The sequence below is a fragment of the Nocardiopsis sp. N85 genome (genome assembly GCF_028882275.1).
Classification (GTDB): Bacteria; Actinomycetota; Actinomycetes; order Streptosporangiales; family Streptosporangiaceae; genus Nocardiopsis; species Nocardiopsis lambiniae.
In genome coordinates, this window is sequence record NZ_JARBUT010000001.1 from 680,710 (window position 1) to 700,868 (window position 20,159).

A 20,159-nucleotide genomic window follows, 5' to 3' on the forward strand; every position below is an offset into this window, starting at 1 on the left:
CACGACCACCCCGGAACACAGGAACAGAGGAACACCATGGGGAGCGAAACGCGCAAACGCGCCCGCGAACACCTCAAGGAACAACGGGCCAAGGAGAAGAAGGCCGCGGCCCTGCGCAAGAACCTGATCGTCGTCGGCGCCGCCGCCGCGGTCGTCCTCCTCATCGTCGTGATCGGTTACGCCGTTCTCAACTCCGACCGGGGCGAGGGCTACACCGGGCCCATCGCCGCCCAGACGGTCCAGGAGGACGGCAGCGTCGTCATGGCGGACGACGGCGTCCAGGCCCCCGTCGTCGAGGTCTACGCCGACTACCAGTGCCCCGCCTGCCGTCAGTTCGAGATCACCAACGGCGGCCTCCTCAAGGAACGCGCCGCCCGGGGCGAGGCCATCGTCCACTTCCGCCCGGTGAGCATCTTCGCCCAGCAGCAGGTCCCCATCAGCGGCAACTCCCTGCGCGGCGGCGCCGCCGCCCGCATCGCCGCCGACCACGGCGTCTTCGTCGAGTACAACGACGAGCTCTTCGAGAACCAGCCCACCGAGGGCCGCGAGGGCTTCTCCACCGACCAGCTCAAGGGATGGTTCGCCGAACTGGAGACCTCCCCCGGACAACAGGAGGAGTTCGGCGCCCGCCTCGACGAGGAGGCCGCCGTCGTCACCGAGTTCACCGAGGAATTCCTGCCCGCCCTCACCCAGGACGCCGTGGACCGGATCGGCCAGGAGACCCTCGGCACCATGGTCCTCACCGACCTCCTGGCCTGGGGCGCCGACAACGGTCACGACCCCGCCTTCCTGGAGGGCACCTACACCGGCGAGATCATCGAGGCCACCGGCAACGCCTACACTCGCTACAGCGGGGACGACGCCTTCGGCGGTACCCCCTCCATCTACATCAACGGCACCTTGCTCGACAACAACACCGCCATGACGGTCAGGGGCCTCTCGGAGGCGATCGCCTCCGCCGACCCCGGTAAGGTCGAGACCCAGCCGTTGGGCGACGGGGGTGACGAGGAGTAGCACCCCCGAAGACACCCCCCGCACGCGGGGCGAACCCGAGAGCAGAGCAGTGACATTGTCGTCGACAGCCATCGAGGGCGCGGCCGGAACCGGCCGCGCCCTCGCGGCCATCCCCAGCCCGCAGGTGAACTCGATCCCGATCGGGCCCCTGGAGATCCACTTCTACGCGCTGTGCATCCTCGCCGGTGTGATCGTCGCCGTCCTGTGGAGCGAACGCCGTTGGAAGGCGATGGGCGGTGAAGCCGGCACCATCCTCGACATGGCCGTGTGGGCGGTCATCCTCGGCCTCATCGGCGGCCGCCTCTACCACGTCATCAGCGACGCGCAACTGTACTTCGCCGAAGGCCGCGAACCCATCCGCGCCCTCTACGTGTGGGAGGGCGGACTCGGCATCTGGGGGGCCATCCCCATGGGCGCCCTCGGCGTGTGGCTCGTCGCCCGCAAACGCGGCCTGTCGATGTCCAAGCTGTCCTTCGCCATCGCCCCCACCCTCCCCCTCGCCCAGGCCATCGGCCGCTGGGGCAACTACTTCAACCAGGAACTGTTCGGCCGTCCCACCGACGTCCCCTGGGCCGTGGAGATCCACCCCTACCCGGAGGGCCACCTGCGCCCCGGCATGGAGTTCGGTGTCACCACCTACCACCCCACCTTCCTCTACGAATCCCTCTGGTGCCTGGGCCTGGCCGTCCTGCTCGCCTGGGCCGGCCGCCGCTACGAGTCCTCGCTCCAGGGCGGCCGCCTCTTCGCCCTCTACGTCATGGGCTACTGCGCGGGCCGCTTCTGGATCGAGTACCTGCGCGTCGACCCCGCCAACGACTTCTTCGGCCTGCGCCTGAACAACTGGACCTCCATCGTGGTCTTCGCCGGCGCCCTGGCCTACTTCATCTGGGCCGGTCGACGCCTCGACGCCTTCTCCGGCTCCGTCCTGCCCCACGGCGCCGACGCCGGAACCCAGGTGTTCGGGGTCACGGGGGACGGTGAGGTCGGTAACGACGGAACCGTCTACAGCACCGCCGACACGGGGGATTCGGACCTCGACACCCCAGGTGGGGACGCCGGCACGGAATACCACCCGAGCCCCGAGCGATCTAGTAGCGAGGGCTCGACCGAGAACGACGCCGATACGGGAACCGATTCCGGGGCGAAGCCCGAGTAGACACGGGGAAGGTCGCACGCCCGCCGTAACGGGCGAGACGACCGCGCACGACATCCACCTCCACCCATGAGGGTGGCGACGTGCCCGCACGTGCCCCCGTACCTTTCGAGCAGACCACGGGTGACCATTGAGAAAGACCGTGAGCAGAGCCGAGTCCGGGTCCGGCCGTAGAGGTCGGCGCGGCGGTACCCGCCGCGCCGACACCGGCCGTATCCGCGACAACGCCGACGACTACGGCCACGACGAGGAGTACGACTACGACCCGGAGGAGGACTACTCCGCCGAGTACGGTCACGCCTCTCCTCGTGACGACGACCACGACCCCGTCGCCGACCAGGGGTCCGCGGACGAACCCGGGGAGCACCGGGACGACCGGGCCCCCCGTGGACGCCGCGGAGCCCGCCGGGCCGCCCCGGCCAAGGACACCGCGCAAGGCGGCACGGTGGACCGGGTGTCCGCCTTCTCCGCCTCCGCGCTCAAGAAGGTCTCGGTCCTGGGCGACCGGTCCAACCAGATCGTGTACACCCTCGCCGAGCAGAGCAAGCGCAAGCGCGGCACCGTGATGCTGGGCGTCCTCACCGGCGCCTTCGCCGTCGCCCTGGTCGCCCTCCTGGGCCTGCTCTCGTACCAGCTCTTCAGCGGGGCCGGCGGGTCCACCTCCGGAGGCGACAGCAGCGTCGTCGCCCCGCCCGAGGGGCACAGCACCCTCACACCCCAGCTCTACCTGTCCGAACCCGACCGCGCCGACGTCTTCGGACCCATCGAGGAGCGGCCCGAGGGCCTCGAACCGATGACCGAGGAGACGGTGTTCGGGCCCGTCCGGGAACTCGAACTGGACGACATGAGGTTGGAGCTGCGCGACGGCATGGTCACCGACTCCTGCACCTCCCTGGTGTGGGGCGATGAACTCGGCCAGAGGCTCATCGACGCCGACTGCGTCAACGCCGCCTCGGGTCTGTACACCGACGCGGACCAGGACCACGTCGCCCAGGTCACCCTGTTCGACCTGGCCGACGCCGACGCCGCGGCCGACGTCGAGGCCGCCTTGGACCCGACCAACGCCGAGACCGGCGCCGGGTTCCTGCTCAGCCGCACCAGCGACGAGATCCCCGGCCTCCAGGACGGTTTCAGCCAGGCCAACGTCCAGGTCATGGGCCACTACCTGGCGGTCTTCTGGGTGGCCCGCACCGACGGCAGCCCGCCCGGGGACGACACCGACCTGGCGAAGTTGAGCGTGGCCTCCATGAACGCGGTCGGCTACGTCTACGACGAGGTCATCACCGCGCAGGCGCGACAGGAGTAGCGGACCGACCGCCCGCTCCACCGAGACGGCCGTGCCCCCATCGGGAGCACGGCCGTTCGCGCGCCCCGGACGTCCCGATAGGATCTCGGACAGATCACCCGGTCACGCGACCGGGTCGAACGCGGGGCGCGCACACCGCTCCGGGGCCGGCCCCCTATCCCCCCGCGACGCCCCCGCCGAGTGCGATGGGCCCGGTGGCGCGCACGCGGGCCCGTCATCCGAGGAAAGGTCCATGGGGTGTCCCCTTCTGAAGCGTCGGCGTCCGGCACAGCGGGACGTCGGAGGAAGAACAGCGAACCCGACGACGCCGGGCGCTCCTCCCGTACGAACGGCCGCCGCCGCTCCGGAGGACGACGAAAGCAGGAACCCAGGCGGTTCGGCCGGCTCATCGGTGTCATCGGCGGTGTCCTGGTCGTCGCCCTCGTCGGCCTCGGCGTCGTCCTCTACCTCGACCGGGGCGGGGAGGGCGGCGGGGACGGTTCCCCGCCGCGGACCCGACCCGTCGCCTACTCCGTCTCCGACAGCGAGACCAACGACATCAACACGGTGCTGGCCACCCGCGAGGCCGACAACCGCCCCCTCAACGAGGGCGAGCTGTTCGGTGAGCGCAGCGCCGAGATCTCCAGCCGGGGCATGGCCTTCACCCTGCGCGACTTCGAGCTGGCGGAGGACTGCTCGGGCGCGGTGTGGGGCGACGGCGTCGCCGAGGCCCTGGTCGGCGCCGACTGCACCCAGGCCGGGCGCGGCACCTACGTGTCCGACGACCACTTCGGTGTGGTGGCCATCTTCAACCTCGCCGACATCGAGGGCAGCCGGGCGGTCGCCGCCGCCATGGCCGAACCCGAGCTCCCCGAGGGGGAGGAACCGCCCGCCGACGCGCCCGTCCCCGGGTTCGTGATGCCGCCGTCGGGCGCCGACCCCTTCGACCGGCTCGGCTCGGGTTACAGCGCGGCCGAGGCCACGATCAGCGGCCACTACCTGGTGGTGGTGTGGGTGCAGCCCACCGACTCCGCATCGGTCGACGAACGCGTGAGCCTGGCCAGCCCCCTGGTGACCCTGGGCAACTTCCGGGACCCGCTCTACCGGCGTCTGGTCAACCTCAAGGACGACACCGACACCACGGAGCCGACCGGGGGCACGGGCGTCGAGACCACCGGTCCCGGCACCGGCGGCTGACCCGCGCCCGGGGTCGCGCCCGCGTGGGCGCGACCCCGGGACGCTCACTCCTTCGCGGCCGCCGCCCACACCCGTTCGGCCACCGAACGCAGCTCCGCGAACCGGTGCCCGGGCAGGTCCAGTAGGGTGTGACCGGAGACCCACTCCGGAGCGGCGGTCACCGCGTGGCGGGCGGTGCGCTTGTTGATCGGTTCCTCGCGTTCTCGCGCGACGCGGATCGTCCCGGCCCGCAGCACCGACGTCAACGTGCCGTGGGCGTGCTCTTGGACGTGCGCCAGCAGCCGGTCGACCGGGTCCGTCGGCTCCGGGGCGGGCGTCAACCGGATCGCGGTCAGGTCCGGGGCGCCGAAACCGCGGAGGAACCGCACCCGGAACCGCGGCTCCACGAGGGCGCGCAGCCCCGTCTGTCCCCGTTCGTCGCGCACGCACGCCGCCGCCGACGGCACCAGCAGGTACCCGGCCCCGTCGGGGCAGGCCAGCGCGGCCCGCGCCGCGATCCGATCCCATCCGCCGGTCAGGTCCACCACGGGCGGCCCCGACAGCGGCACGGCCGTCTCCATCCACGTGGACAGGCGCACCCGCCCCGAGGCGGGCGGCACCGACGACGGCCACGCCCCCACCGGCACCGGCCGCGCCCCGGTCTCCTCGGCGACCCGCGCCACCACGGCGCGCGCCCGTTCCTCGTCCAGTGCCCCCTTGGCCTCCTTGGCGTTCACGCCCTGGCTGTAGACGCGGGCGGGGCCCTCACCGGCCGGGGGAGGGGTGCGCGACAGCGGCCGCAGTACGTACAGGTCCGAGGCCGCCCCGATCGACTCGGCGCCCTCGTACCGGTTGAAGTCCGGCCACATCGCCTCCATCACCAGGTCCGATCGCAGGAGTCGCGCCTGGGTGGCCGCCGCGAGCCGGGGCGTGGTCTCACTGACCCCGTAGGCCACCAGCACCCGGCCCTTGCGCGGGTCGGCCATGCCCTCCAGGCCCCGGCGCACGAACAGCTCCACCCCGTCGGGGGTGTAGGGCGGGTCGGTGAAGACCACGTCCGCCGCGCCGCGCAGCGCCGGCGGCAGTCCCAGTCGCAGGTCGGCGTGATGGGTGCGCACGGCCAGGCCCAGACGGTCGGAGACCGCGTCGATGTGCGCCAGCACCCGCTCGTCGATGTCGACCACCAGGACCCGTGCCCGCGGCCGGGTCAGCGCCAACGCGACCGAGGTCAGGTCGTGGTCGCCCACGCACAGCACCGTGCGGTCGTCCAGGTCGAACCGGGTGGTCAGGAACAGGGCCCGGCGCAGGGCCGTCTCGGCGGTCGCCGTGACGTGGTCCAGGTCCGGGTCGGAGGCCGGCCCGTCGGCGACGGCGCGGGCGATCTCGGCGGCGGCCCGCCCGTGCCGGGGCAGCAGGTGCGCCACCGGGTCGGCGAGCGTGTCCCCGGCCGCTCCCGCGTAGCGCGCGGGGTGCGTCGGCCGTACCCGGACGCCGTCGGTCTCGCGTACGGCCTCCCCGGCCTCGACCAGGGTCCGCAACAGCGACACCACCAGGGTGCGGGCCACCCCGGTGGCCCGCACCAGGTCGTCGGGGCCGCACGGGTGTCCGGTGGACAGCGCGGCGAGGACCCGGCGCAGCCGGGGCGCGTCCACGCCGTGGTCGTGGAGCGCGCGCCGCGCCGCCTCGGGCAGGGGGGTGGGCGGGGCGTCGGTGTCGCGGGGGCCGGGGGCGTCGTCCGGTCCGGGGGAGATGGGGTCTACAGCCATGCCCCGATCGTCCCACGCTCCGGGCGCGGACATCGATCCGCAGGTCAGGGTGGTTCGCGAAGGATGAGGGAGATATCACTCGCGTGCGGAGCCGAGTCCCCCTTGGGGGGAGTGTTAACACCGGGGTAATGTGGTGGCGCGGCGCACCGCGCTCGCGCGCCCAGGGCGGCGAACCCGACCAACCGTCGTGTTTTATCCGCTTTGGGAGGTTTAGCGGGATTCCCTGGTGGAAAAACCGGCTAGGCACACCCTCGACGGGGAACCACCCGTACGAGGGACCGTGGCACCACCCGTAAGGTGTCCACGACACGTCACCCGGGGTGCACCGCGGCACCCTATGGTCTAGACCTGCGATCCACATCGCGGCTGGACCCGCACGAAGCACGAAGCACGCAACACCGCTCGCAGCGGGCGACCATCCGCCATTCGCACCACGAGGACGTGGCCGCGGTACGGTGGCGGGCCACGGCGTCCACGACGCGAGCACCCACAACTTCACGCACGCAGCAGGGCCAATGTCGTCCCGGATGCGCTTTTCACGAAGCCGACGCAAGACGACAGGAGGGTAGATGCCCGCTGGTCAGGTGCGGCGTTCGTCCGTCCGAACGAACGTTGAATCCACTTCTCAGGGCCTGTACGACCCCGCCTTCGAGCACGACGCCTGTGGTGTGGGCTTCGTCGCCGATCTCACCGGCCGCCGCGGCCACGACATCGTGGAGAAGGCGCTCACCGTACTGCGCAACCTCGACCACCGAGGCGCCTCCGGTGCCGACCCCGACGACGGAGACGGCGCGGGCATCCTCACCCAGATCCCGCACGAGCTCTACACCGAGGTCTGCGACTTCGAGCTGCCCGCCGCCGGCGCCTACGCCGTCGGCATCGCCTTCCTCCCCGCCGACGCCGCCGAGCGCGCCGCCGCCATCGACACGATCAACGCGATCGTCGCCGACGAGGGCCTCACCCTCCTGGGCTGGCGCGACCTGCCCTTCGAGCCCCAGTACAGCGGCCCCGCCGCACGCGAGGCCATGCCCTACTTCGGGCAGCTCTTCATCACCGGCACACCCGGCACCGCCACCGACGGCCTCACCGGCATCGAGCTGGAGCGCTACGCCTACTGCGTCCGCAAGCGCGCCGAACACGAGACCGACGTCTACTTCCCGAGCCTGTCCCCGCGCACCATCGCCTACAAGGGCATGCTCACCACCCCGCAGCTGGAACCGTTCTTCCCCGACCTGTCCGACCGGCGCTACGCCTCCGGCCTGGCCCTGGTCCACTCCCGGTTCTCCACCAACACCTTCCCGTCCTGGCCCCTGGCCCACCCGTTCCGCTACGTCGCCCACAACGGTGAGATCAACACCGTCAAGGGCAACCGGAACATGATGCGCGCCCGCGAGGCCAAGCTCGCCACCGACCTCATCCCCGGCGACCTCGACCGGATCTTCCCCATCGTCGACCCCGACGACTCCGACACCGCGTCCTTCGACGACGCCCTCGAACTCCTCCACCTGGGCGGCCGCTCGCTCCCGCACGCCGTGCTCATGATGATCCCCGAGCCCTGGGAGAACCACACCGAGATGGACCCGGACGTCCGGGCCTTCTACGAGTACCACTCCACCCTCATGGAGCCCTGGGACGGGCCCGCCTCCGTGTCCTTCACCGACGGCACCCTCGTCGGCGCCGTCCTGGACCGCAACGGCCTGCGCCCCGGACGCTACTGGGTCACCGAGGACGGCCTCGTCGTCCTCGCCTCCGAGGCCGGCGTCCTGGACATCGACCCCGCCACCGTCGTCCGCAAGGGCCGCCTCCAGCCCGGCCGCATCTTCGTCGTCGACACCGCCCAGGGACGGATCATCGAGGACGAGGAGATCAAGGCCGAACTCGCCGCCCAGCACCCCTACCGGGAGTGGATCGACTCCGGCGTCCTGCGCATGTCCGACCTGCCCGCCGCCGAGCCCGTCCCCGTGACCGAGCTCAACCGCGCCCAGCAGGTCTTCGGCTACACCGAGGAAGAACTCCGGATCATCCTCACCCCCATGGCCCGCACCGGCGCCGAGCCCATCGGCTCCATGGGCACCGACACCCCGGTGGCCGCGCTCTCCGAGCGCTCCCGCCAGCTCTTCGACTACTTCTCGCAGAACTTCGCCCAGGTCACCAACCCGCCCCTGGACGCCATCCGCGAAGAGATGGTCACCAGCCTGTCCACGCTCCTGGGCGCCGAGCACAACATCCTCGAATGGGCCCCCGGCGACACCCGACGCCTCGTCCTGGCCACCCCGGTCATCGACCAGGACGAACTCGCCGCCATCGTCTCCGCGGGCCGCACCGAACCGGCCCTGAAGACCTTCACCGTCGACGGCACCTACCCCGTCGACGGCGGCGGCGAGGCCCTGGCGGCCCGCCTCACCGAGATCAACGGCGAGATCGACGCCGCCATCGCCGACGGCGCCCACATCCTCGTCCTCAGCGACCGCGGCGCCGACCCGCGGCGGGCGCCCATCCCGTCGCTGCTGCTCACCGGGTCGGTCCACCACCACCTCGTCCGGGAGAAGACCCGCACCGAGGTCGGCCTCATCATCGAAGCCGCCGACGCGCGCGAGTGCCACCACGTCGCGCTCCTGCTCGGGTACGGCGCCTCCGCCGTCAACCCCTACCTCGCCCTGGCCACCGTCCGGGACCTGGTCCAGCGCGGCACCATCGGCGACATCGACGCCGACGACGCCGTCCGCAACACCGTCAAGGCGTTCGGCAAGGGCGTCCTGAAGGTCATGTCCAAGATCGGCGTCTCCACGGTCAGCTCCTACACCGGAGCCCAGATCTTCGAGGCCCTCGGCCTCGGCGCCGAGGTCATCGACCGCTGCTTCACCGGCACCACCTCCCGCCTCGGCGGCGTCGGCTTCGACGTCCTCGCCGAAGAGGTCGCCATCCGCCACCGCCGCGCCCACACCGACAACACCGGCTCCGGCGCCCACCGGCGGCTGGAGATCGGCGGCGAGTACCAGTGGCGCCGCGAGGGCGAACCGCACCTGTTCAACCCCGAGACGGTCTTCAAGCTCCAGCACTCCACCCGCACCCGCCGGTACGAGATCTTCAAGGAGTACACGAGCAAGGTCGACGACCAGGCCGAGAAGCTCATGACCCTGCGCGGCCTCTTCCGCTTCAAGGAGGGCGTGCGCGAACCGATCTCCATCGACGAGGTCGAGCCCGTCTCCGCGATCGTCAAGCGCTTCTCCACCGGCGCCATGTCCTACGGCTCCATCTCCGCCGAGGCCCACGAGACCCTCGCCATCGCGATGAACCGCCTCGGCGGCAAGTCCAACACCGGCGAGGGCGGTGAGGACCCCGCCCGCTTCGTCCCCGACGCCAACGGGGACCTGCGGCGCAGCGCCATCAAGCAGGTCGCCTCCGGCCGCTTCGGCGTCACCTCGCACTACCTCACCAACGCCGACGACATCCAGATCAAGATGGCCCAGGGCGCCAAGCCCGGCGAGGGCGGCCAGCTGCCCGGCCACAAGGTCTACCCGTGGGTGGCGAACACCCGCCACTCCACCCCCGGCGTCGGGCTCATCTCCCCGCCGCCCCACCACGACATCTACTCCATCGAGGACCTCGCCCAGCTCATCCACGACCTCAAGAACGCCAACCCGTCCGCCCGGGTCCACGTCAAGCTGGTCTCCGAAGCGGGCGTCGGCACCGTCGCCGCCGGCGTCTCCAAGGCCCACGCCGACGTCGTCCTCATCTCCGGCCACGACGGCGGCACCGGCGCCTCGCCGCTGACCTCCCTCAAGCACGCGGGCACCCCCTGGGAGCTCGGCCTCGCCGAAACCCAGCAGACCCTGCTGCTCAACGGCCTGCGCGACCGCATCGTCGTCCAGGCCGACGGCCAGATGAAGACCGGCCGCGACGTCATCGTCGCCGCCCTGCTCGGCGCCGAGGAGTACGGCTTCGCCACCGCCCCCCTCGTCGTCTCCGGCTGCGTCATGATGCGCGTCTGCCACCTCGACACCTGCCCCGTCGGCGTCGCCACCCAGAACCCCGTCCTGCGCGAACGGTTCTCCGGCAAGGCCGAATACGTGGTGAACTTCTTCGAGTTCATCGCCCAGGAGGTCCGCGAACACCTCGCCGCCCTCGGCTTCCGCAGCCTCGACGAGGCCATCGGCGCCGTCGACCTGCTCGACACCACCGAGGCCGTCCAGCACTGGAAGGCCAAGGGCCTGGACCTGGCGCCCATCCTCCACGAGGTGGAGCCCTGGGGCGGGGACCACCGCGTCCAGCGCCGCATCCAGGACCACGGCCTGGAGAAGGCCCTCGACAACACCCTCATCCAGCTCGCCGAAGGCGCGCTCGACTTCGGCCGGCCCGTCAACCTCGAACTGCCCGTCCGCAACGTCAACCGCACCGTCGGCACCATGCTCGGACACGAGGTCACCAAGCGCTACGGCGCCGACGGCCTGCCCGCCGACACCATCGACGTCACCTTCACCGGGTCCGCGGGCCAGTCCTTCGGCGCCTTCGTACCCAAGGGCGTCACCCTGCGGCTCAAGGGCGACGGCAACGACTACGTCGGCAAGGGCCTGTCCGGCGGCCGCGTCATCGTCCGCCCCGCCGACGCCTCGCGCCTCGTCGCCGAGGAGCACATCATCGCCGGCAACGTCATCGGCTACGGCGCCACCTCCGGAGAGATCTTCCTCCGCGGCATCGTCGGCGAACGCTTCTGCGTCCGCAACTCCGGTGCCCTCGCCGTCGTCGAAGGCATCGGCGACCACGGCTGCGAGTACATGACCGGCGGCCGCGCCGTCGTCCTGGGCCGCATCGGCCGCAACTTCGCGGCCGGCATGTCCGGTGGCATCGCCTACGTGCTCGACCTCGACCCCGGCCGCGTCAACGCCGAAATGGTCGCGATCGAAGAGCTCACCGACGAGGACCGCGCGTTCCTCACCGACGTGCTCACCCGCCACCACGCCGAGACCGGATCCACCGTCGCCCAGGGCCTCCTGGCCGCCGGCGACACCGGCCTCGACCGGATCGCCAAGGTCATGCCGCGCGACTACAAGCGCGTCCTGCTCGCCCAGGCCGAGGCCGAGCGAGACGGCCGCGACGTCGACGAGGCCGTCATGGCCTCCGCGCAGTCCTGAGCGTCAGCCGACACGAGAGGAGGAACGATCATGGCCGACCCCAAGGGTTTCTTGAAGATCACCGAACGCGAGCTCCCCGTACACCGACCGGTGGACGTTCGCATTCAGGACTGGCGCGAGGTCTACGAGGACTTCGACCGAGGGACCGTCACCAAGCAGGCGTCCCGCTGCATGGACTGCGGCATCCCCTTCTGCCACAACGGCTGCCCGCTCGGCAACCTCATCCCCGAGTGGAACAACCTCGTCCACACCCACGACTGGGCCGAGGCGATCGAGCGGCTCCACGCCACCAACAACTTCCCCGAATTCACCGGCCGGCTGTGCCCCGCACCCTGCGAATCCGCCTGCGTGCTCGGCATCAACCAACCCGCCGTCACCATCAAGAACGTCGAGGTCTCCATCATCGACCGCGCCTGGGAGGAGGGCTGGGTCAAGCCCCTGCCCCCCACCGTGCGCACCGGTAAGAAGATCGCCGTCGTGGGCTCCGGCCCGGCCGGACTGGCCGCCGCCCAACAGCTCACCCGCGCCGGCCACGACGTCACCGTCTACGAACGCGCCGACCGCGTCGGCGGCCTGCTCCGCTACGGCATCCCCGAGTTCAAGATGGAGAAGCGGCACATCGACCGCCGCGTCGCCCAGATGACCGCCGAGGGCACGGAGTTCCGCACGAGCACCGACATCGGCGTCGACATCACCGTCGAGGAACTGCGCGCCGACAACGACGCCGTCGTTCTCACCGGCGGTGCCACCGCCTGGCGCGACCTGCCCGTCCCCGGCCGCGAACTCGCCGGCGTGTACCAGGCCATGGAGTACCTGCCCCAGGCCAACCGCGTCCAGTTCGGCGACTACGACCGCGCTCCCATCCACGCCGAGGGCAAGCACGTCGTCGTCATCGGCGGCGGCGACACCGGCGCCGACTGCGTCGGCACCGCCCACCGCCAGGGCGCCGCCGGCGTCACACAGCTTGAGATCATGCCCAAGCCGCCCGTCCACCGACCCGACGCACAGCCCTGGCCCACCATGCCCATGCTGTACAAGGTCACCAGCGCCCACGAAGAGGGCGGCAAGCGCCTCTACTCCGTCAACACCCTGGAGTTCCTCGGCGACGACGACGGCCACGTACGCGCCCTCAAGCTCGTCGAGGTCAAGCGCACCGGCAAGGGCTTCGAACCCGTCGAGGGCACCGAACGCGAGATCCCCGCCGACCTCGTCACCCTCGCCATGGGCTTCGTCGGCCCCCAGAAGGAGGGCATGATCGAGCAGCTCGGCGTCGACCTCGACGGACGCGGCAACGTCGTCCGCGACACCGACTACCGGACCAGCGTCGACGGCGTCTACTGCGCCGGCGACATGGGCCGCGGCCAGTCCCTCATCGTCTGGGCCATCGCCGAGGGGCGCTCCGCGGCCGCCGCCGTCGACCGCGACCTCACCGGCCGGGACGGCGAACTGCCCGTCGCCATCCCGCCCACCGCCCGACCCCTCGTCTGACCCACGGGGCGCACCGTACGGGGCGCGCGGGATCCTCCCGCGCGCCCCGTACGCGTACCCGCCGTGACGTTGTACACCGGTGACCCCACCGTGTCGGACCCCCGACCCCGGCCCCGTCACAATGGAACCCCGGCCCCCGACCCCGGCGCCCCCCACCCCCCACGGGAGCAACGACCATGGTCTACCGCCTCATCGGCGACGCCGCCATGCTCTTCCACTTCGCGTTCATCCTCTACGTCGCCCTCGGCGGCTTCATCGCCTGGAGGTGGCCCCGCACCTTCTGGATCCACCTCGGCGTCGCCCTCTACGGCCTGGCCATCAGCATCGTCGGTTGGACCTGCCCCCTCACCCACGTCGAGAACTGGGGCCGTGAGAACGCCGGACAGGCCGGACTCACCGAGGAGGGCTTCATCGACCACTACCTCACCGGTGTCATCTACCCCGCCGACGACCTCCGCCTGGTCCAGACGGGCGTCGGCGTGGCCGTCGTCCTCTCCTGGGTCGTCCTCGCCGTCCTCACCCGCCGCCGCGCCCGCGCCGAGAGCACCACCGCGACCTGACCCTTTCGAGACCCGCGACGCCTACCATCGGACCATGGCCTACAGGCTCATCGCCGACACGGCCATGGTCCTCCACATGGCCTTCCTCGCCTATGTCGTCCTCGGCGGCTTCATCGCCTGGAGGTGGCCCCGCACCTTCTGGATCCACCTCGGGGTCGCCCTCTACGCCTTCGGCATCGTCCTCATCGGCTGGGAGTGCCCCCTCACCCACGTCGAACGATGGGGCCGCGACCGGGCCGGCCAGGAGGGCCTGCCCCCCACCGGATTCATCGACCACTACTTCACCGGTGTGGTCTACCCGGAGGAGCACCTGGGCACCGTCCGCCTCGCGGCCGCCCTCCTCATCCTCCTCACCTGGACGGTCCTCGCCGTCCGCGGCGCGCACCGCCTCCATCGCACGTAAAGAACACGAATGGATTGATCGACGGCGCGGGACCCCGTTCACCCCCAGGGGTACCGTTCCGACATGAGCGTTGTGACCTGGGAATCCTTCCTCGCGGCCGAACACTTCATCATGCGCACCGCCCGGCTCCTCGACCGGCACCGGTTCGCCTACCACTTCCAGGCCGGACCCGCGCAGCCCGTCCGCTCCGCCCTCTCCGCCTACCGCAACATCGACGGCGGCTACGGCAACGCCCTCGACCCCGACCTGCGCGGACACGCCAGCCAACCCCTGGCCGTCGACACCGCCCTGCGCGTCCTCGACGAACTCGGCCCCGTCCCCCATGACCTCGGCCAGGGCATCTGCCGCCACCTCGCCGCCGTCGCCGCCCCCGACGGCGGCCTCCCACCCGTCACCTCCGCCGTCCGCCACACCGAATCCGCCCCCTGGTGGCGCCAACGCACCGACTTCGGCCCCGACCTCGCCCTCACCGCCTCCGTCACCGGCCGCCTCCACCGGCACAACATCACCCACCCCTGGCGCGACCGCGCCACCGCCTACTGCTGGAAGCACATCGACGCGCTCCACTGGACCGAACCCCACGAGGCCGTCGGCATCTGCGCCTTCCTCCAACACGTCCCCGACCGGCCCCGGGCCCTCCACACCATCAACCGGCTGTCCACCATGATCCGGGCCGCCGTCAACGTCCGACCCGCCGACGGCGCGGGCGTCCCGGGACCCCGCTCCGCCGCTCCCCGCCACCACGTCCACACACCCCTGGACCTGGCGCCCGACCCCTCCTGCATCGCCCGTCCCCTGTTCACCGACTCCGAGATCGACGACGCCCTCGAACGCCTCGAACGCACCCAACGCCCCGACGGTGGCTGGGACACCTCCTGGGACCACTGGGACACCGCCGCCACCCTCGAACTCGAAGGCATGCGCACCGTCCAACGGCTCCGTGTCCTCCGTGCCTACGGCCGCCTCGCGCCGACCCTCCCCACCCCCCGACGCGACCGCTGAACACCCCTGGGGCCACCACCGCGAAAGCCCCACGGAACCGTTGGTGCACAGCCCGGATCCACCTTCCCGCAGCCTGAGATACGTCCATTCGCAACCTGGTTTAGACCACTGCATCCCCCGGACGCTCTAAAGTGTTATCCGTGACACGTCGAGCAAAGATCGTCGCGACCCTCGGTCCCGCCACTTCGAGCCCGGAGATCCTCCGCAAGCTCGTCCACGCCGGACTGGACGTCGCCCGACTCAACCTCAGCCACGGAACCCACGACGACCACAGCGCCAACCTCGCCACCCTGCGAGCGGCCGCCGAGGACGTCGGACGAGCGGTCGGCGTCCTCGCCGACCTCCAAGGACCCAAGATCCGCGTCGGCACCTTCGCCGACGGCCCCGTCGAACTCAACGTCGGGGACGAGTTCACCATCACCATCGATGACGTCCCCGGTGACGCGCACCGCGTCTCCACCACCTACAAGAGCCTGCCCAACGACGTCCGACCCGGCGACCGCGTCCTCATCGACGACGGACGCATCGTGCTGGAGTGCACCAAGACCACCGGCAGCGACGTCCACACCCGGGTCGTCTACGGCGGCGTCGTCTCCAACCACAAGGGACTCAACCTCCCCGGAGTCGCCGTCAGCGTCCCCGCCCTCACTCAAAAGGATGAGGACGACCTGCGCTGGGCCCTGCGCAACCGCGTCGACATGGTCGCCCTCTCCTTCGTCCGCAGTCCCGCGGACGCCGAGGAGTGCCACCGCATCATGGACGAGGAGGGCCTCACGGTGCCCCTCATCGCCAAGATCGAGAAGCCCCAGGCCGTCGAACGCCTCCAGGACATCATCGAGGTCTTCGACGCCGTCATGGTCGCCCGCGGCGACCTCGGCGTCGAACTGCCCCTCGAAAACGTCCCCATGGTGCAGAAACGCGCCGTCGAACGCTGTCGCGACAAGGCCAAACCGGTCATCGTCGCCACGCAGATGCTCGAATCCATGATCGGAGCCCCCCGGCCCACCCGCGCCGAGGCCTCCGACGTCGCCAACGCCGTCCTCGACGGCGCCGACGCCGTCATGCTCTCCGGAGAGACCAGCGTCGGCAAGTACCCCGTCGAGACCGTCGAGACCATGGCCCGCATCATCAGCGCCGCCGAGCAGGAGTCCCTGCGCGCCTCGCACATCCTCAACCGGGTGCCCGAGACCACCGGCGGGGCCATCGCCCGCGCCGCCGCGGAGATCGGCGCCACCATCGGCGCCAAGGCGCTCGTGGCCTTCACCATGTCCGGTGAGACCGCCCGCCGCCTCGCGCGCTACCGGTCGCCCATCCCGCTCCTGGCGTTCACCACCGAGAACGCCACCCGCGGACGCCTCTCCCTGACCTGGGGAGTGGAGACCAACCTCGTCCCCTGGGTCGACAACACCGACGACATGGTCCGCCAGGTCGAGAGCGAACTGCTCCAACTCGGTGACTACACCAAGGGCGACAAGGTCGTCATCGTGGCCGGCAGCCCGCCCGGGACCACCGGTTCCACCAACTCCCTGCGCGTCCACCGCCTCGGCGACACCGTCGCCCTCGACGGCGTCTGACACGCGTCATCCGGTGTCCGGTCCGGGACGTATGAGCCGCGTCCACGGGCCGGGGCCGGATGTGGGGGCACCCTCGGAACACGCCCTGGGGCCTGTTCTCGAATGCTCTTCCGCGCCCTCGGGGGACGGGGTTCCGGCGGCCCGGAGTGAACGTCCGGGGAACGAGGGCGTGAGCGCGGGGGAGAAGGCTCCCGTTCTCCGGGCGCGCCGAGCACGGCCCGAAGCGGGGCGGAGGTTCGAAGGAACACGCCCTAGCGGTGGGTCTCCTGCTCCTGGCCGCCCGTCTCGGGCAGCACCCGCTCCAACGGCATGTCCCATGGCAGCAGGTTCCACGGGCTGCGCGGATCCTCGGTGAGCAGGCCCAACGCCGCCCACACCCGGTCCGTCCCGCCGTGATCGCCCTCCACACCCTTCTCCGGCCACAACAGGTAACCGGCGTGGAAGGCCATCGACAGCTGCTGCCACGACGAGTACCGTCGCTGGAGATCCGACGCCACCCGGCGCAACGTCGTCTGCGACTCCACCGGACTCAACCAGTCCAGCGTGGCACCACCGCACACCAGGCGGATCACGTGCACCGACTTCCACCACTGGTACGCGCCGATGATCACCGTCTCATCGCCCTCGGCCACACCCGTGACCATCCGCAGCCGGTGCACCTGCTCCGGCGACAGGGGCACCTGCTCACCGGTGGTGCGACCGCCCTGGTCGAGCGGCAGCCGCGACCGGGCCGACCCGGCCGCCAGGTCCACCACCAGGTCCACCGAGGGACCGGTGTGCAACTCGCCCATCTGCCGGTCGATCGCCGCCAGCAACGACTCCCGATCGGTCACGTTCCACTGGCGCTCCAGCAGCCGCCGGTAGGGCCGCCGCAACGTCGGCCGCGCCACCACGTCCCAGGGTTCGGCCAGCGCCACCCGGAACGGCGCGGCCACCGCGGCCGCCCACCGCTCGGTGCTGAGCGGGGCGTCCGCGTCCTTGGTGCGCAACGTCGGGGACTCGCGGGAACCGAGCACCAGCTCGACGAAGGAACCGACGGCCAGCGCCACCGCCGGCGGGAACGCCCACCCGGGCGCCACCGCCACGAGCACGACCACGAGCAACGCGACCGGTGTCAACAGCCACGGCCGACGCCGCCCGGACCCCCAGGCCACCACGACCCAGGCGCCGATCACCAGTGCGCCGAACACCCCGGCCGCCGCGGTCAGCACCCGTTGCTCCTCTCCTGAGAACCCGCCTCCGATTCTCAAGGATCCTCGAAGCCCGCCCGCGCGGGCGACCGAACCCACGGGTTGTACTCAGGTTGTGGCCGTGATGTGACCGGTTGGACCCGCCTTGCCCGGGCATGAAGTGACAAACGGCCCTTTTCGTCCCGAACCGGCCGGGTAGTTACAGAGGTTGCGCGCAGCCAGAACCGGGCACCGAACCCACCGCCCCCAGTCCGGTCGTGACGCACGTCGGTCGACGTCCGCCGTCGGCCACCGCGACAGGGGAGAGGGCCGACCGGGCCGCCCCCGGCGCCGCCTCCACGACCACGCGCTCCACGCCGGCGGCCACCGCGAACGGAGGCCCCGGAAAACGGCTCGACGGACCCACCGTGCCCTGACACGGTGGCCCCCATGACGAACCTCGAACTCCTGACCGCCGCGGACGTACGACTCATGCAGGGTCTGGCGCAGCGCGTCACCGCCACCCGCCCGGACCTGGTCAACGCGGACGCGGCGTTCGGCGAACTGGCCTGGAACTGGGGCAAGGGGCACGCCGCCGACGGCGCGACCTGGCCCCGGCGGCTGTGGTTCTCCGACGGCGACCTGATCGCGTGGGCCTGGGCCCACCTTCCGCGCCGGGTGAGACTGAGCGACGGGTCGGTGAAGGACGTCACCGGCGCCCACCTGGTGTACCAGGTCCATCCCGACCACGCCGGGCTGGTCGACGAGGTGATCGACTGGTACGACGGCACGGCGGCGGGCCTCGAACGCACGGTGGTGCCCGGCGCCGCCGACGCGTTCGCCCTGGAGCGGTGGGCCGCGCACGGCTACGGGACCGACCCGTCCTCCCTCGGGGACACCGGCTCCTGGACCCTGCTCAACGAGCGGGACCTCACCGACCTGGAACGGCCGGTCCTGCCGGACGGATTCCGGTTCCGCACCGCCGACGAGGTCGGCCCCCAGGCCGCGGTCCGGGCCCACCTGGACGCCTGGGCCCCCTCGGCGTACACGATCGAGTCCTACCGGGGCGTCCGGGACACGGAGGCCTACCGCGGCGACCTGCACGTCCTGGTGGAGGCGCCGGACGGAACGTTGGCCTCCTCGACGATCATGTGGCTCGACGAGGCGAACAGGACCGCCCAGTTCGAGCCGGTCGGGACGCATCGGGACCACCGGCGCAGGGGGCTGGCGAGGGCGATGCTCCTGCACGGAATGCACCTGGCGCGGGCGGCCGGGGCCACGCACATGACGGTCGCCTGCCTGGGGGCGCCGGGGCATCCCCGTGCGCGCGGGCTGTACCACGGCGTCGGGTTCCGCGAGTTCACCCGGGACGCGCCGCTCGTCAAGACCGCGGGCTGAGGACCGGTCGGCGCGGACGAGGGCGGGGCGCACGTCCGTCCATCTCCCCGGAGGGTCCTCGATGGGCGGCCGACGGCGCCTTCCCTCGCGGCGACTCCTCCTCCGGCCTCGCGATGAACGCGCCGTGACTCCGCTCGCGACGGGCGGCACCCACGGGACACGCCTCAACTCTTCGGCCCCACGAACGTGTCGAGTCGCGCGACGGCGTCCCTTCGGGCGACGGAGACGGAGATCTTGTCCCGGTGCGGGGGCCTGCGTTGCACGCGGACCCTCCAGGGGATCTCCAAGAGGTCGAGGGCGTCGGTGAACAGGTCGACGATGTCCCGGGAGGCGTTGACGAACTCGTACCGGGGGTACTCGTGGTACCTCCAGCCTTCGGGGGTGAGGCGGCGCACCCGGTTGATCCCCCGCCAGCCGTCGGAGTGGATCAGACCTTTGACGAACTCCTCCGGGTGGACGCGCACGATCTCCCGCTGCCAGGGTTCCAGCGTGATGGTCCGCTCGTGCTTCTTGCCGGGGCCGTGCTGGGGGAACAGGCAGGGCCAGTGTTTCCAGTCCGAGTACACCTCGGTGCAGCCCGTGCGCTGGGCTCGTCCGATGGAATGGCCGGGTAGGACCATGCCCATGGAGACCGCGCACTCGTCCATGAGTCCGGGCCACATGTCGGTGCGGGAGACGCGCAGTCGCCACACACCGCGGGTGCCGTCGCCGGTGGGGCTGATGGTCCCATCGCCCAGATAGAGACCCAGAAGGTGGCCGTAGGCCCGGAGGTCGGTGGGAGGTCGAGGGATCGGCTCGCAGCGAGGGCACTCGCCGTTGTCACGGTACTTCTCTATGAGGGAGCGATTTCGAGACCAGGATCGGAGCGTGGCGCAACTGATGCCCAGGCTTCGGGAGACTTCGGCCTGCGATAGCCCCGTGTCCAGCATGGAGACCGCCGAGCGGCGGATGTGGGATGAGTACATACCGTGCAGGGTCGCTCACACCTAGGACAATATGGCGGCGTCTCCCCAGGTCATGGGTGGTATGTCTGAAATGA

14 protein-coding genes are annotated in these 20,159 nt (G+C 71.1%); 11 read left to right on the forward strand and 3 right to left on the reverse strand.

Going from position 1 to position 20,159, the window contains the following annotated elements; all coding sequences use genetic code 11:
* The first annotated feature begins 36 nt into the window (after positions 1–36).
* The 4 genes from PWG71_RS02870 (at position 37) to PWG71_RS02885 (ending at position 4,649) form a co-directional block, all read left to right on the forward strand.
* Positions 37–1,014 (forward strand): DsbA family protein, encoded by a 978-nt coding sequence (locus PWG71_RS02870; RefSeq protein WP_274807869.1) that lies wholly within the window; start codon positions 37–39, stop codon positions 1,012–1,014.
* Between the two features lie 55 nt (positions 1,015–1,069).
* Positions 1,070–2,170, forward strand: coding sequence for a prolipoprotein diacylglyceryl transferase (gene lgt, locus PWG71_RS02875; RefSeq protein ID WP_274807870.1), 1,101 nt, complete (start codon positions 1,070–1,072; stop codon positions 2,168–2,170).
* Between the two features lie 139 nt (positions 2,171–2,309).
* Positions 2,310–3,473 carry a hypothetical protein gene (locus PWG71_RS02880; RefSeq protein ID WP_274807871.1) on the forward strand — a complete coding sequence of 388 codons (1,164 nt, stop codon included), beginning with the start codon at positions 2,310–2,312 and terminating at the stop codon, positions 3,471–3,473.
* 237 nt (positions 3,474–3,710) lie between these two features.
* The gene (locus PWG71_RS02885; protein ID WP_274807872.1) at positions 3,711–4,649 is read left to right on the forward strand and encodes a hypothetical protein; all 939 of its coding nucleotides are present in this window, start codon (positions 3,711–3,713) and stop codon (positions 4,647–4,649) included.
* A gap of 44 nt (positions 4,650–4,693) precedes the next feature.
* Here the strand turns inward: PWG71_RS02885 and PWG71_RS02890 are convergent, their stop codons facing one another.
* Positions 4,694–6,394: a bis-aminopropyl spermidine synthase family protein gene (locus PWG71_RS02890; protein WP_274807873.1), complete on the reverse strand. Its 1,701-nt coding sequence runs from the start codon at positions 6,392–6,394 to the stop codon at positions 4,694–4,696.
* 569 nt (positions 6,395–6,963) lie between these two features.
* Here PWG71_RS02890 and gltB point away from each other — a divergent pair.
* From gltB to pyk, 6 genes are all read left to right on the forward strand, one after another.
* The gene (gene gltB / locus PWG71_RS02895; protein WP_274807874.1) at positions 6,964–11,526 is read left to right on the forward strand and encodes a glutamate synthase large subunit; all 4,563 of its coding nucleotides are present in this window, start codon (positions 6,964–6,966) and stop codon (positions 11,524–11,526) included.
* 30 nt (positions 11,527–11,556) lie between these two features.
* Positions 11,557–13,014 (forward strand): glutamate synthase subunit beta, encoded by a 1,458-nt coding sequence (locus PWG71_RS02900; RefSeq protein ID WP_274807875.1) that lies wholly within the window; start codon positions 11,557–11,559, stop codon positions 13,012–13,014.
* 176 nt (positions 13,015–13,190) lie between these two features.
* Positions 13,191–13,574 (forward strand): DUF2784 domain-containing protein, encoded by a 384-nt coding sequence (locus PWG71_RS02905; protein WP_274807876.1) that lies wholly within the window; start codon positions 13,191–13,193, stop codon positions 13,572–13,574.
* 34 nt (positions 13,575–13,608) lie between these two features.
* Positions 13,609–13,977, forward strand: coding sequence for a DUF2784 domain-containing protein (locus tag PWG71_RS02910; RefSeq protein WP_274807877.1), 369 nt, complete (start codon positions 13,609–13,611; stop codon positions 13,975–13,977).
* A gap of 72 nt (positions 13,978–14,049) precedes the next feature.
* A complete protein-coding gene (locus PWG71_RS02915; protein WP_274808128.1) occupies positions 14,050–14,979 on the forward strand; it encodes a prenyltransferase in 930 nt (309 codons plus the stop codon).
* A gap of 140 nt (positions 14,980–15,119) precedes the next feature.
* On the forward strand, positions 15,120–16,553 hold the full coding sequence (pyk, locus tag PWG71_RS02920) for a pyruvate kinase (RefSeq protein WP_274807878.1): 1,434 nt from the start codon (positions 15,120–15,122) through the stop codon (positions 16,551–16,553).
* 251 nt (positions 16,554–16,804) lie between these two features.
* Here pyk and PWG71_RS02925 read toward each other — a convergent pair whose 3' ends face one another.
* Positions 16,805–17,764: a DUF1266 domain-containing protein gene (locus tag PWG71_RS02925; protein ID WP_274807879.1), complete on the reverse strand. Its 960-nt coding sequence runs from the start codon at positions 17,762–17,764 to the stop codon at positions 16,805–16,807.
* Between the two features lie 408 nt (positions 17,765–18,172).
* Here PWG71_RS02925 and PWG71_RS02930 point away from each other — a divergent pair, with 408 nt between their 5' ends.
* On the forward strand, positions 18,173–19,120 hold the full coding sequence (locus tag PWG71_RS02930; RefSeq protein WP_274807880.1) for a GNAT family N-acetyltransferase: 948 nt from the start codon (positions 18,173–18,175) through the stop codon (positions 19,118–19,120).
* A 164-nt stretch (positions 19,121–19,284) separates the two neighbouring features.
* Here PWG71_RS02930 and PWG71_RS02935 read toward each other — a convergent pair whose 3' ends face one another.
* Positions 19,285–20,085: a transcriptional regulator gene (locus tag PWG71_RS02935; protein WP_274807881.1), complete on the reverse strand. Its 801-nt coding sequence runs from the start codon at positions 20,083–20,085 to the stop codon at positions 19,285–19,287.
* Positions 20,086–20,159: the final 74 nt, after the last annotated feature.